Raw genomic sequence first — 14,401 nt, forward strand, 5'->3', positions numbered from 1 at the left:
AGACTTGATGCGGAAAAACCGTAGTTTTCATTATTCATAGTACTTACAAGCGTTTTTTAGAAAGCCGATAAACGGCTTTTTTTTAAAGAAATCCCTTTTCTTTAGCCAAAGCAAGCAAAGTTTCGTCCTTTCCGTCTTCAACTGAGAACAATAATTTCAGCTGTTTCTTGCGTTTTTCGATAGCACTCATAGACAACGAAATGTGCTCTAAAAGGCTTTTGGTTTTAATACCTTGAGATAACAGATACAGTATTTTTCTGTTGATATCATCAACATAAATTTCACTAGTTAAAGTCTGCCTCACATAGTTATGTACGGTGCTACTATAATATGGTGGTGATTTTAAAATGTGCTGAAATGCATCTGCCAATTCCATCGATGTTAAATCACTCTTAATAAGAAACCCATCGGGATTAATCTCTCTTATGATATTATGAATTCGGAATGATTCGTTAAACATTGTAAGGATGATAATTTTAGCAGCTGGTAGCATGGTTTTTGCCAATTTGGCAAGATCTTCTCCAGAGGTATATCTTCCATCTTGAGAAGGTGGCAAACTAATATCAAAAAAGCAAACATCGTAATGTATACCTTTAGCAGCTCTGTTAATCATAATCTCTGCCATATCACAGTTATTAGCTGTATCTATGATAAGATTTTGATTATCAGTTTTGGTTGCCATGAGGACGTTCATGTATCCTTCGATAATAATAGGATGATCGTCCACCATTAAAATTTTTAAGTCTTCCATTGGTTAGGGTTAGGGTTACAGATTACTTAAACTGAATAGGGGATTTTTACTTCTACAGTAGTACCTCTTGAAAGTTCTGAAAAAAACTGAATCTTACCGTTAATATCAGAAACTCTTGAGGTCATATTTTTTAGACCAATACCTTTTTTGGCTTTTGTGGTATCGAATCCTTTGCCGTTATCTACAATATACAGAATAATATCGTCATTTTCTCTTAAAACTTTAATTTTAACATGCTGAGCTTCAGCATGTTTATAAATATTCTGCATGGATTCTTGTATAATTCTATAGATGTTGATCTTGGATTTGTTAGGAACAAAATCCCAACTTATATCATCTGTAAAATCAAAATCGTAGGTATAGCCATAGGCTCTAGCTTGGTTATCTACAAGCTCGGACACAATTTCTTTAAAACCTGATCCTGCCACAAAATCGGTATTCATTTCATGGGAGATTTTACGGATATCATCTTCTATGGTTTTAAGCTGACCAATATAATTGGCACGATTCATCATTGCTTCTTTACCTTCAGAAAAATTAAGGCTATCTAAACTTAAACGTGCACCAAACAGGCGCCCCAAAACACCATCGTGTAATTCTTTAGATACTCTAATTTTTTCTTGAGAGCGCGCCTCTTCAACTTTATCTTGCTGATTGAGCATTAGGTTATAAATTTGCTCATTAACCTCTTGTTGGTCTTGTATATATTTGAGCTCTTTGTTTTTAGCACGTTGTGAGATTAGGACATATACCAAAATCCCAGTAAGTAATAAGCCGGCAGAAAGTAATAATAGGTAGAAGTTTTCTTTTGAGATTTGCTCGTTTTTGGCTTCGATTTGGTCAGTTTCTAATTCTATTCGGGCAAATTTATTCGACACATTTCGTTCAACTTGCAACAAACTATCAGTTAATTTTATATGTTCAATTAAATAAGCTTTTCCTTCTTCTCCCTCTTTTAACCCTGAAAGCAACACCATTGATTCTAAGAGAATGTCATTTGAAGAAATACGCTTAGATAAATTATAGGCTTTTTCAGCATACTTTAAAGTAGAGTCTTTCAGTTCCAATTTTTTATAAAATTTAGAAAGATCAATAGTTACTGCTAGTTTAGTAACATCATCGTCTAGTTTTTCGCTTAAGTTATAAGCTTCATAAAACATCTTACTTATTACATCATTATCACTATGTCCAGCTGCAACTTTAGTATAAGCTATATTATCAATAATAAGAGGGTAAAATGTAGGGTCATACCCTTCATAAATATTTCGTAATGGGATTAAACTATTATAAAGTTCTAGAGCTTTTTCGTAATTTTTTAATTTTCTATATACCCCTGCTTGATTGTTAATAGTGATAGTCTTGTTATAATCACCATTTTTCATTTTTGAAGCAATTTTATATGCCTTTTCATGATATTCAAGAGACTTCTCATTTCTTCTTAAGTTTTGCGAGGTCACACCAAGAAGGTTATTCAAACTCCATAAATTTTCTAGATTCTGCTCATTTACAGGAAGTAAATTAATTAATTCAATTGCTAGAACCGCATTTTCTTCACTTCCTATATAGTCTTTCTCAGTATCTTGAATATCTGCGATAGCCATTAAAGTGTTAATACGACCATAAGTATCATCAATAAAATCATATGCCTTTAACGCTTTGGAATAATAAAAATATGCACTATCCGTCTTGAGATAATTAAATTCGAATACTCCTCCAAGGTTAAAACTAGCGGCAGCGATACCTGAGGTATCAGATAATCTTGTGGATAATTCTAAATTGAATCTATTAATACTCTCATATTTTTCATTCATTTCTGCCGAATAATACAATAATGATAACTCTCTATTATTTTTAAGGAGTAATGAATCTAGCTTCAATCTAGACGCTATAGAGCTTGCTTTCTCAGCAAAAGCTATTTGTTCATTTAAAGTATAATTCTGATTTTTAGAAGAATTACGAAAGTAATCAAGACTATCTATTAATTCTTTAGATATTTGAGAGTTAATTAGAAGAGGAAATAAAGCAAGAGCTAATAAAATAAAATACTTTTTTAGCATTATTTATTTTTGAATACTTGCTAAAGTTAATAAAATACCTTGTAGGTACAAGTCAAAAAGGCCGATATAGTTATATCAGCCAAAGAAATTTTTATATCATTAAACTATCCTGCAGTTACAGAACCTCTCTTCTTTTTTGCATGTACTATTGGGTTGTATGTAGTATTGGCTTTTTTCACATTTGTGATTTCATCCTGTGTTGCATTTTCCTTTGTTACAACAGACACAGTTAATACTACTAAAGCAACTAATACTAGGGAGATTTTTAAAGCTTTCATAAGTTCTTATTTAGATCGTTATTATTGGTTTTTTTATTAACAGTACTAAATAAGAAAAGCCTCTACGTACTCGAAGAAGCGTCAATGGATAATTAAAATATCTTTAAATAAGTATTTAGGGCTTATTTTAAGAGAGACCAAAGTAACAAAAAGCTAAGCCTTATACATCTTTTAATCGTTTAAATGTACTATTTTATCGTTTAAACGTTGAAATTCAATAAAAAATAATAGAAAACAGCCAAATAGTTGGATCTAATTATTGGCCCAATAGTAGCCGATCAGCACCTCTAAAACATGCCAAATAAATATCTGGCTTACCATCGTTATTAAAGTCTGCAACTTCAATATCTACAATTATGGCATTAAATGGTGTAACGTAAGTATCTGTTTGTTCTGTAAAATAACCTCGCCCGTCATTAAGACCTATTGTAAGCCCATCAAGCTTACCAACCAATAAATCTTGATCACCGTCATTATCAATATCAAAAAAATCTGCATCAAGTGCACCACTTATGCCGTTAAATTTTAAGCGCTCATTAGATACGTCAGTAAATTTTCCATTATTATTTATTAATAATCTCTGAATTGGTGTTTTAGGTGTAAACATTCTGATATTGGCAAAATAAATATCTAAATCACCGTCATTATCGATGTCTGTAAAATCTGCTTCTCGCGTTTCTTCAGAAATTCCAGAAGTAAAAACTGTTTTGCTTACATCAGTAAATATGCCTTTGCCGTTGTTTTGCAAGAGACGGTTATCATCTTCATTTCCTATCAATACATCCAAGTCCCCATCATTATCATAGTCCCCAACTTCGACATCTTGAGTGACATCGTCCACTTTTGGTAATCTGTTATCGGTTTGGTCAATTAAGTTTCCATTGTCATTTTTTAAGTAGTTGTTCTGCCCATTATTCCCAACAATAAAATCTTCCCAACCATCATTGTCAAAATCTGCTTTTATTAAAGCATTGGAGATATTACCAATGGGAAAACTGTCTGACATGTCTTTAAAAGTTCCATCTTTTTGTTGCAGATAAAGTTCATTGGTTTTATCGTCTTCAGTTACAAATACAATATCTAATAGCATGTCCTTATTAATATCTTCTATCATTACATCTTCAGAGTCGTGATATGGATAATATTGATATGGTTTTGGTGACTGTTTGGCTATTTTGTTGGGCAGCAAAAACGAGCCATCCTTAAAACTACCATCGCCATTATTTAAAAGAATAACATTTTTATGAAACTCAACAGCAATAACGATATCTAAGTCACCATCAGCATCTATATCACTAATATTAGCATCCATGGAATTAAAGGGCACCTTTACTATGTCTGGTAAATGCGATGACGACACATCTTTGAGAGTTTGGCCATGAACCTTAATAGCCATAATACATATTAGAGTAACTATAAAATATTTCATTACATTAAATTTTTACTAATAGACTAAAAGTATAGCAAAAAAAAGTGGCAATTATTGCTTATGTATGTTTTTAAGCTCTGAAGGTGTTAAGCCATAATGTTTTTTAAATAATTTTGACAAGGTCCTATAATCTGTAAAATTTACTTCATTTGCAGCTTCAGCAACACTCATGCCTGATAGGATTAACTGCTTTGCTTCTTCCAATCTCAATTTTTGAATTTTCTGATAAGGAGAAATCTTGTTGATTTTTTGATAGCATCTAATTGCATGATACTTAGACAACGCACTTAACCTAGACAATTGCTCTATTGATATATCATTTTTATAGTTATCGCAAATAAAGTCGTTGATAACAGATACTCTGCGGTAAATCTCTTCGCGAGTAGAAAACTTTGCTTGAGGAAGTCTTTTGATATCTGAATATATTTTTTGTTGTTGTTCTATAAGTAGCTCGCCTAAAGTGATGTAAAATTGCTCTTCTTCATAGTTGTCTTTTATGTTATTACAAAGCACATCATTTTTAATCGCGGACACAATAGAGCTCAACTTATCGTTACAGATGCGACTTTTCTTTGTTATAAAACTTATTGGTGTTTTATTATTAAAAGGGTTTTCTAATCCTTCTTCGAGTTTCTGGTTATAAGAACCTGCCAAGTTGAACATAAACTCTTCACTAAACCCAATACAAATGCCTAATACTGGATTTTTACTTTTAACATCGGCAGTAATATGTTGACTCGCATTAGTAACGATATAACTCAATTTATCTAACTTATATCTTTTATTATCTACAGAATAATTTTCTACGCCTGTTATGGGAAATTTTAATGAAAAGTGAGATTCGGAAAGTTTACCATTAAAGTCTTTTACGCTTGAGAAAAAAGCTCTATTAACTTTTAGTTTTTCGTTGTAGTTAACAGTTTTATAACCTTTAAATTCGTTAATCTCTAATGGTTTCATAAACTAAATTGAGCAATAATTACCACTTCTTTATTGTACTAAAAAATTAGCTTCACTTTTATTTGACGAATTATTTCAGATTTGTTACAACAAGATTAATAAACTAATCATGAAAGGAAAACACACTTTTTTTATTATTGCTTTTTTATGTTATCATTTTTTAGCTTCTCAAACAAACGAAGAACGTTTTGTGCAATCTATGGCATATGGAGATTCTAAATCTGCACTTGAGTACTTTAATCACATTGAAAACAAAGAATCCTTAAAATCAGACATACACTACTATGCTTCAATTGCATATGCCAAAGCCAACGACCTTAATAATGCATTAGAGCAATTAAATATTGCTACTGATAAAGGCTTAGCTAATATTGAAATCTTTAATGATGGTACTTTAGATACTTTAAAAACAATATCTGAATATGCTAAGATAGAATCTAAACTAGTTTCTAATAAAGAAATGGCCATGCAAGAGTTAAGCAAATTACATGATAAACTGATATATAAATATAACTCTGACCCAAGCTCTTCAAAGGTAGAGCTTGAAATGACACCTGCTAAGCATCAGGGAAACAGAAATACTTGTAGTGCTTTTGCTGCCACATCAATTGCAGAATATATTCTGAAAGATGAATTAGGAGATACAATTGACCTATCAGAATCTTACAATTACTACATATCTAAGAAAAAAGCATTATCAAATTCTTTTCTTAAAAAAGCATACGAGCCTGTTGATGGATTAGCAGGTTACCTTGCTCTAGAAGGTTATAAGTATGGTACTGCCCAAGAAACCAAATGGAATTATGAACAAAATAATTGGCTAAATACTAACGATGAAAAATGCAAAAAGAACCAAGGTGTTCCAAATGTTGAATGTTTCACAGGCATGCCTCCAGATGGTTTTAAGCCCATGTCTAAAACTTTTAAGACCATTTTTATACCATTTAAAGATATAGGTGATTTTTTACTCAGTGAAAAAAAACCAGTATTAGTCAATATTTGGCTTTACCGTAATGGTATTGACATGGAAACCGGAGAACTCCGTATACCTCCAAAAGACAATGAACAACTCATGGGAGGTCATGTAATAGTTATAACTGGATACGACTCAGAAAAACAAGAATATACTTTTAAAAATAGTTGGGGTAGCTCTTGGGGAACAAACGGTTTTGGCACTATGCCAAAAGCCTATTTAGAGAACCATTACGAAGCTTCAAAATCTCTGCCATTTAACCTGGATGCTAGTATCGAAGAAAAAGAATACTTGGCCAAAGTGTCATTAGGCTCAAGCCTTATTTTAGAATGAAACATTTTAAAACCCATATATGAAAATCAATCTCACAGCAATAGTTTTAGTATTGGTATTAGCAATAGTAAATGCACAGAATACTAATTTAGCACCCATTTTATTAGATAAATCAGTATTATCTGGTGTTGGTTTGCAAAAAATTGAACTAAAAGCAGAGCCCGAGAAAGACTTTTATCAGAAACAATTATATCAAGGTGAAGATATAAGTATTTATGTTGTATCAACAGAAACATGGAATAATGATTTTAAGAACTTTTGGTTTGATGAGTTTATATACATGTATCATGGAGAGGCAATTATTAAACCTCAAAAGGGTAGAACCCAATTGTTTCATTCTGGAGATTATTTTTTTGCACCAAAAGGCTACACCGGCGAATGGGAAATAAAAGCAGGTAATCATTTGCACTACGAGCTTTCCGTTATCACTACCAGAAGAGCAGATTCAACGATTAAATCCAAAAATTTAGAACATCTACTGTTTCATAAATCCTTACTATCTGGCGCGCAAATAGAACTTGATAGTAACGGAAAATACATTAAAACTTTAAAGCAAGGTGTAGAACTCACAATTAACCTTAAAGCCGAAAAACCGTCTACACAGGACTTAAAATCTTCAAAAGACACACTCGTTCAATTACTATCTGGCCAAATAACAATTACAGCAATTGATGGCACAAAACAAACATTTTATAGTAATGATTTTTTTGTACTACCTAAAGGTTTATTGGGTTCGTGGAAATCTGATGGCCATGGTTTAGTGAAATATCTAACCATCGAAAAAACATAACTAACACTAATAAATATGATTCGTAAAACTACATTTCTAATAACTTTATTTGCTATAAACTTGACTATAGCTCAGGTATTCTACACTGAAGATTTTGAAACAGATGGTAATGGCACTCGATACTTTCCTGAAGTCGAAAACATTGATGGGCAAAATGATTTCTTTGCTCGAGTACAAGACGCCGACCACACCGCAAATTTTACGGACGATTACCTAGGTGAATCTGGCACATTCTACTGGGCTGGAGAAGACCACGATGACCCCCAAGTTGGAGGCTCTGGAAACCAAGAACTAGAGTTACTTATTAATGATATCAATATTTCTGGCCGAACAAACATCTTTTTTTCTGCCTTATTTGGCGGAAATGCTCTTTCATTAGCATATGAAACTGCTGATTATGTCATTGTTGAATACCGAATAGATAATGGTGCTTGGGTGCCAGGAATATCATTCCTGGAAAATGGTAATGGTCAGTTAGCACAAGATACTAATGCCGATAATTTAGGCGATGGGTTTATACTTAATGGCACTATGGAAAAGCTTGAGTTCTCAATTTCAGCCACAGGTAGCGAGGTAGACATCCGTATTAGAGCTGCTAGTAATTCCTCTGGCGAAGAATGGGCAATTGACCTTATTGAATTGTCTGAAGGATCAACCCTAAGCAATTCTAATGTTCAATTGAATGACGAAGTAGAACTATATAGAACAAATAGAAAAGGGGTTTTTAGAGTTAAGTCTTCTAATGCTTTAATAAAATCTATAGAAGTATTTGATTTATCTGGAAAACTTGTAATAGAGATAAAACTTCAAAATACTACATCTGAGTTTACAATAAACTTAAGCAAGTTAGAAACCTCAATATATGTCATGAAAATAAACACAAACCACACATTCTTTATTAAGAAGATTTACAAAAACTGAATTTATTTGTCAAGTTACATGATGCATAAACATATGTTTTTTAAAATTTATTTAGCGAGTATAACCTGTATACTATCTCTTGCTAAGGACGTTTACAAAATCATATATCAATATGAAGAATTCAAAGTTTTGATAACTAACAAAATAATTAGTCTCATAGAGATAATATAACCACATATGGTTCTTAATATAAAGAATATAATTAACTCAAAACGCTGGGATTACTTTATTTTAGTAATTAGATGTTTGCTAGCCTATATCTTTTTTCAATATGGATATTCAAAGCTTACAGGTGGTCAATTTGGATTAAAAGAAGTTGAGCTAAATACACCTATCAAAGACTTATCCTTGTTTAGAATTTCATGGTATTTATTTGATCATCAACCTTTCAAATTCATTGTAGGACTTTCTCAAATAATCTGCGCTTTATTGTTAATGATAAACAGAACGGTAATACTAGGAGCATTTATGTTCCTTCCAATAGTTGCAACTATTTTAATAATTGATATTTCTTTTATGTCTCCACAATTCGCATATGCGTTTTTATGGCGGCTATCTATCTATATCCTATTAGACATATTAATATTGATACACTACAAAGGCAAAATGCTCACTATATGGAAGGCCATTTGGGATAATAAAACTATAAAATATAAGCACTCTATCTGGGGCTTTATATTAATACCTGTATTTGCAATTATCTTGGAATTTGCAATTGCTTTACCCAAAGCTATAGTGCACTTCTTTATTGATTTACTATAGCTATAAATGAAAACATATTATCAATTAATTAAAAACTAAAATCATGGCACTATCATTATTACTATCAATCTTATTACAACTAGGCATTATAAACAGTGTTTCTGATTTCGATGAATCAAAAACTGCCGATTACATTAACCATATAGAAAATACTCAAGGTATTATTATTGATGACCCCACTGTTTTCTAAAAAACTCTCAGTATTCTCAAAGCAATTGTTTAACTAAATTAAAAAACGCAATAATGAAAAAAACTACAAACAATCTATTCTATTACTTGCTATTAATCCCACTTACTTTATTTGCTCAACAAGAACAATCCAATATATCAAGATTTAATATAGAAGGAAATACATCTTTAATATTAATAAAATCGGATGTAGGGTTCGGATTTGGAGGTGGTTTTGGTTATCAAGTGTCAAAACGCATAGGTATTAACCTTGGTTATTTGAATGGGACAATTGAAGGCGATTTAATTAATGATAAATATGGAATTAATAAATACAGCTTCAATATAGATTATAGACTCAATTCCCATAAATCAAAATATGGAATCGAATCAATAATAGGTTTTTCATATATATCTTTTGATGATAAATTAAACTTAAATGATGGTAATGGTTTTGGATATGACCTGGGCGTCAACGCTACCTTAACGGACAATAAGTGGAAATATGGTCTTAAAATTGTTTCAACCTATAATAGTCGATCTCCAGGTGCCTTTTTAGAAATCGGTACTAACATAAAATACACCTTTTAATAATAACTAAATGTAAATACGCATTAAATAAATTTCAATGACTTCAAAAAACACATATTGGAGTAATTTCTTTTTTGGCTTTGCTATCGTAACAGTCTTAAGTGGTATTTACTTAATAGTTGAAAAACACATCATAATAGGAATCTCTGGAATTTTTACAGGACTGTTTTTATTTTTTTTTACCAAAAAAAATAATACTAAAGGCTAGTGAAAAACAAATGTCCTTATAAAGAAACATATAACAATCAATAAAAACTAAAATTATGGCACTATCATTATTAATTTCAATTTTATTTCAGATTGGCATCATCAACAGCCTTGCTGATTTTGATGAAGCCAAAACTGATAAATACATTAATCAAATAGAGAGCATAGAAGGTGTTATTCAAGATGACCCAACTGTTTTCTAAAAAATATTACCATAAAAAATCTTTAACTGATTTATGAAAAAAATAGTATTATTATCAATATTTGGAATTCTTCTCGTAAACTGTAACAGTAATAAAAAAATCTCTGAACAAGATAAAGTGCAGATATTATTGGAGTTGAACGCAATTAGAACACTTGATCAAGAATATGCAGGAATGCCTCCCGAGAATTTAAGGGAAAAATATGGCAATAAAAAGGCTTGGGAAATTTTTGAATTACAACAGGATAGTGTTGATCTTATAAACCAAGAAAAGATTAAGTCTTTATATATGAAATATGGTTATTTGGGTGAGAAAAAAATTGGTGAAGATGCTGCATCAGACTTTTGGCTACCCATACAACATGCAGACAATGATGTTGCTTTTCAAAAAAAAATGCTAAAGGCTATAAAAAAGGAAATTGAAAACGGTAGTAAAGATAAGTACCGTTATGCGATGCTCGAAGATAGAATTAATGTAAATTTAAATAGACCTCAGCGTTTTGGTAGCCAATTAACATATAATGAAAAAGGGCAAGCGATACCAAGGTTTGGATTAATTGACTCTACTGTTGTCGATAGTTTAAGAAAAGCATATTCAATGCCTAGCTTTAAAGAATATTATAATGATATGACGATAATGCATTTTGAATTGAATAAAAAATATTTAGCAGAGCAAGGAATTACCGAACCTCAATTGTATGAATAAAAGTGCCCATTGTTCTATGTAGTTCAAATAGAACCGGCTTTTTACAAAACAAAAAAGCATCCCGATTTTTACTGAGTAAAAAAAGGAAAGCCTTTCATTGATAAATCTCCAAATTATTTTGGAGGTCTACTTGTCTCAGATATACATCTGAGCACAACACAACGTGGCAAATTTAGAAACTGCCACAGATATATACAAACATTGCACTGTTTTTATTATTTCATTTCCGTCTTTATGGCTATGAGTTAAAGTTGATTTAAGCTATTAATTATTTAAGCACAATAACTACTGTTTATGCGTTTCTTAGTACCTGTGACATTTTCGGTAGAAGAAAAATATGATAATTATCATAGAAATTCAATGCAAGTACAGATACCTTAGGGTAATCAAAATAATGGTTTTTTCTTATGAAAGTACTAGTGTTTAGTTCTAAAGATTTCGAAGTACCTTTTTTAAAAGTGGCTAATAGAGGTAAACACAAACTTAAATTTATCAAAGATTCTTTATCTACACACACAGCAATGAAGGCTGTGGGTTATGATGCAGTGTCTATATTTTCAGCAGACGAGGCGTGTTTTCTGACCATAGAAAAACTCAAGGATTTTGGTGTAAAATATATTACACTCAGATCTGCAGGTTACGACAATGTAAATTTAAGGGCCGCTTCAAGATTAGGAATGAAAGTGGCTAATGTGCCAGCGTACTCGCCTTACTCTATAGCCGAACATGCCGTAAGCATGTTAATGGCACTCAACAGAAAACTCATAGAATCTAACCGTCGGGTAAAGCAATACAACTTTGATCTAAATAACTTAATTGGTTTTGACTTAAATGAAAAAACAGTTGGAATTATAGGCACCGGTAAAATAGGTGCTATTATGGCCAAAATCATGAATGGTTATGGTTGCAAGTTGTTCGGGTATGATAAAATGCAAAATCAAGAGCTGATTGATAATTACGGTCTGGAGTATGTTGAACTTAATTCGCTCTGCGAACAGTCAGACATTATATCGCTTCATGTTCCTCTTAACTCAGAAACGCACCACCTTATAAACGAAGATTTAATTTCACAAATGAAAGATGGTGTTATCATTATTAACACTGCAAGAGGTGCTGTAATACATACTGATGGTGTCATTAAAGGTTTAATAAATGGTAAGATTGGTGCCTTAGGTATAGATGTATATGAAAATGAAAGAGGTTTATTTTTTAAAGATCATTCAGACAAAATCCCAAATGACGATATGTTAATGAAGCTCAATGCAATAACTAATGTACTTATTACTGGTCATCACGCGTTTTTAACTCACGAAGCATTAACCAATATCTCAAACACTACTATTTATAATCTAGATTGTTGGGAAAATGGAAATAACACTGAAAACGAATTAACCAAATAGACATCGAGTTTCACTATTATCTAATGCGCTCCTTTCCGGTTATATCTTCAATTAAAATCTTAAATACAATTGGAATTTCGCCTTTGTAAATCTTGCTCGAGAATTCACTAATAAAATTGAGTTCTCTTTGCTCGTTTTTAATGATAAGGTCTTTTACTCCGAGTGAAAACCCATGAAGTTCTGCTTTAGCCGTACTTCCTTTTAGCTCTTCGTATTGCCCGTGCACTAAAACCGAACGCCAATTATTCACTGAATTAATTTCTGAAACTTCTAACGCAACATTATTATTTTTTCTTAGCGCGTTGATTTTATGACCTTCACCAGAATAACATATAATTGTAGTGTTCTTTTCATCATAGTAATACGTAATAGGCACAACAAATGGTTTGCCTAAATACGTATATGCCAAATGACCTATGTAGTGACTTTTTAATACGTATGAAATTTCTTGTTTTGTGAGATTTTTAATCATTATTACTGCAATTAACGAAACCAATATACCCGGTTGAATGATCAAAAAACATGACTAAAATCATTAAAACAAGAATTGACTTCTAATTATTTATTTAAAGTGTACCCAGAGCAATTTCGACCATTGTATTAAATGTGCTTTCGCGTTCATCTGAGGTCGTTCTTTCTGATGTTACTAATGAGTCCGAAATTGTTAATATAGCCAGCGCCTTTACATTATGCTTAGCCGCTATAGTATATAGCCCTGCAGCTTCCATTTCAACACAAAGCACACCAAATTCTGCCCATTTTTTATAAGAATTGAAATCGTCCTCATAAAATTCGTCTGCTGATAATACATTACCAGCTTTGATAGGAATATTATGCGTTTTGGCATACAAAGCCGCTTTCATAAACAACTCAAAATTTGCCGTCGGGGAATAATCGGCATTGATAAAGCGAGAATTATTTATACCTGAAGTTGACGATGCTGCCATAGCAATAACAATATCCCGGAGTTTAATGTCTTTTTGATATGAACCTGCTGATCCAACACGAATTAAGTTCTTCACACCATAGTCATTAATAAGTTCGTGACAATAAATAAGCGCCGATGGTATACCCATACCAGTACCTTGCACTGAAACGCACTTGCCTTTGTAATAACCTGTATAGCCCAACATCCCACGGACATCATTATAACATTTTGGGTGTTCTAAAAATGTTTCAGCAATCCACTTAGCTCGCATGGGGTCTCCAGGTAATAAAACGGTCTCTGCTATGTCTCCTTTTTTGGCTTCTATATGTGTACTCATAAATGGGTTTTAATAAGCATTCAAAATCTAGTAGACACCTGATTTAAAAGTACCCAACCAAACATTTCGGGTATTATTAATCTGCATGTTGCTTTTTTAATTCAAGATTTAGTTTAGCCAACATAATCAACTCCGACTTATTCTGGCCAGAAAAACTAGAGGAAATTTTGCCTGCTATCTTCATGATAACGGAATTAATTTCATTACTAAATAGCGCTCTGTTCTCATCTAAAAAAGACACAAAGCTATTGTAACAAGCTTCAGCGTTATATTCATTGTCGTTATCAAGCCATACAAACGTATTTATGATTGCATTTTGGGCATCTGCTTTAGACTCGGCATTTACAATGTGGCTTGTTAACAGATCATTCTCTATTAACTCTTGCAATTTGGTAAGCTCTTCGGCTTTAACTACTTTATCTGCCGCTGCGATGGCGTAAAACAGCTTACCTAAATTTTGATAAAAACTTATGTTATATTTTAGATATTCACTCATAGCAAATCCTTTAGATGGTAAATCTAGAGCTCCAATATTTCTTTCGCCATGATATAAATCAGTTATCTCAATAAATTATTAGGTTAATTAAAATTTATAGGTACTTTTAATC

17 protein-coding genes are annotated in these 14,401 nt (G+C 32.0%); 9 read left to right on the top strand and 8 right to left on the bottom strand.

The features are described from left to right. Nucleotides 1–82: 82 nt before the first annotated feature. The 5 genes from ED556_RS00650 to ED556_RS00670 all read right to left on the bottom strand — a co-directional run bounded on the left by ED556_RS00650 (nt 83) and on the right by ED556_RS00670 (nt 5,475). On the bottom strand, nt 83–751 hold the full coding sequence (locus tag ED556_RS00650) for a response regulator (RefSeq protein WP_296318603.1): 669 nt from the start codon (nt 749–751) through the stop codon (nt 83–85). 26 nt (nt 752–777) lie between these two features. Then, nucleotides 778–2,808, bottom strand: coding sequence for a tetratricopeptide repeat-containing sensor histidine kinase (locus tag ED556_RS00655; RefSeq protein WP_296318604.1), 2,031 nt, complete (start codon nt 2,806–2,808; stop codon nt 778–780). 104 nt (nt 2,809–2,912) lie between these two features. Continuing rightward, nucleotides 2,913–3,086 carry a hypothetical protein gene (locus tag ED556_RS00660; RefSeq protein WP_296318605.1) on the bottom strand — a complete coding sequence of 58 codons (174 nt, stop codon included), beginning with the start codon at nt 3,084–3,086 and terminating at the stop codon, nt 2,913–2,915. Between the two features lie 256 nt (nt 3,087–3,342). After that, complete coding sequence (locus ED556_RS00665) at nt 3,343–4,515, bottom strand: VCBS repeat-containing protein (RefSeq protein WP_296318606.1); 1,173 nt, start codon at nt 4,513–4,515, stop codon at nt 3,343–3,345. A gap of 51 nt (nt 4,516–4,566) precedes the next feature. Continuing rightward, nucleotides 4,567–5,475, bottom strand: a complete 909-nt coding sequence (locus ED556_RS00670) for an AraC family transcriptional regulator (protein ID WP_296318607.1) — start codon at nt 5,473–5,475, stop codon at nt 4,567–4,569. A 109-nt stretch (nt 5,476–5,584) separates the two neighbouring features. On the opposite strand from ED556_RS00670, the gene ED556_RS00675 reads away from it, so the two are divergent. The 9 genes from ED556_RS00675 (at nt 5,585) to ED556_RS00715 (ending at nt 12,528) form a co-directional block, all read left to right on the top strand. Further along, a complete protein-coding gene (locus tag ED556_RS00675) occupies nt 5,585–6,781 on the top strand; it encodes a C1 family peptidase (RefSeq protein ID WP_296318608.1) in 1,197 nt (398 codons plus the stop codon). 19 nt (nt 6,782–6,800) lie between these two features. Then, a complete protein-coding gene (locus ED556_RS00680; protein WP_296318609.1) occupies nt 6,801–7,571 on the top strand; it encodes a cupin domain-containing protein in 771 nt (256 codons plus the stop codon). 15 nt (nt 7,572–7,586) lie between these two features. Then, nucleotides 7,587–8,492, top strand: a complete 906-nt coding sequence (locus ED556_RS00685) for a T9SS type A sorting domain-containing protein (RefSeq protein WP_296318610.1) — start codon at nt 7,587–7,589, stop codon at nt 8,490–8,492. Between the two features lie 177 nt (nt 8,493–8,669). Continuing rightward, nucleotides 8,670–9,254: a DoxX family membrane protein gene (locus ED556_RS00690; RefSeq protein WP_296318611.1), complete on the top strand. Its 585-nt coding sequence runs from the start codon at nt 8,670–8,672 to the stop codon at nt 9,252–9,254. Between the two features lie 43 nt (nt 9,255–9,297). After that, the gene (locus tag ED556_RS00695) at nt 9,298–9,444 is read left to right on the top strand and encodes a hypothetical protein (RefSeq protein ID WP_296318612.1); all 147 of its coding nucleotides are present in this window, start codon (nt 9,298–9,300) and stop codon (nt 9,442–9,444) included. A gap of 53 nt (nt 9,445–9,497) precedes the next feature. Further along, nucleotides 9,498–10,013 carry an outer membrane beta-barrel protein gene (locus tag ED556_RS00700; protein ID WP_296318613.1) on the top strand — a complete coding sequence of 172 codons (516 nt, stop codon included), beginning with the start codon at nt 9,498–9,500 and terminating at the stop codon, nt 10,011–10,013. 263 nt (nt 10,014–10,276) lie between these two features. After that, on the top strand, nt 10,277–10,423 hold the full coding sequence (locus ED556_RS00705) for a hypothetical protein (RefSeq protein ID WP_296318614.1): 147 nt from the start codon (nt 10,277–10,279) through the stop codon (nt 10,421–10,423). 33 nt (nt 10,424–10,456) lie between these two features. Continuing rightward, nucleotides 10,457–11,128 (top strand): DUF6624 domain-containing protein, encoded by a 672-nt coding sequence (locus ED556_RS00710; protein WP_296318615.1) that lies wholly within the window; start codon nt 10,457–10,459, stop codon nt 11,126–11,128. Nucleotides 11,129–11,535: 407 nt separating this feature from the next. Then, nucleotides 11,536–12,528, top strand: coding sequence for a 2-hydroxyacid dehydrogenase (locus ED556_RS00715; RefSeq protein ID WP_296318616.1), 993 nt, complete (start codon nt 11,536–11,538; stop codon nt 12,526–12,528). Nucleotides 12,529–12,544: 16 nt separating this feature from the next. Here ED556_RS00715 and ED556_RS00720 read toward each other — a convergent pair whose 3' ends face one another. From ED556_RS00720 to ED556_RS00730, 3 genes are all read right to left on the bottom strand, one after another. After that, the gene (locus ED556_RS00720) at nt 12,545–13,000 is read right to left on the bottom strand and encodes a pyridoxamine 5'-phosphate oxidase family protein (protein ID WP_296318617.1); all 456 of its coding nucleotides are present in this window, start codon (nt 12,998–13,000) and stop codon (nt 12,545–12,547) included. A 94-nt stretch (nt 13,001–13,094) separates the two neighbouring features. Then, the gene (gene deoD / locus ED556_RS00725; RefSeq protein ID WP_296318618.1) at nt 13,095–13,793 is read right to left on the bottom strand and encodes a purine-nucleoside phosphorylase; all 699 of its coding nucleotides are present in this window, start codon (nt 13,791–13,793) and stop codon (nt 13,095–13,097) included. 76 nt (nt 13,794–13,869) lie between these two features. After that, a complete protein-coding gene (locus ED556_RS00730; protein ID WP_296318619.1) occupies nt 13,870–14,289 on the bottom strand; it encodes a hypothetical protein in 420 nt (139 codons plus the stop codon). Nucleotides 14,290–14,401: the final 112 nt, after the last annotated feature.

The organism is Winogradskyella sp. (assembly GCF_003712105.1).
Classification (GTDB): Bacteria; Bacteroidota; Bacteroidia; order Flavobacteriales; family Flavobacteriaceae; genus Winogradskyella.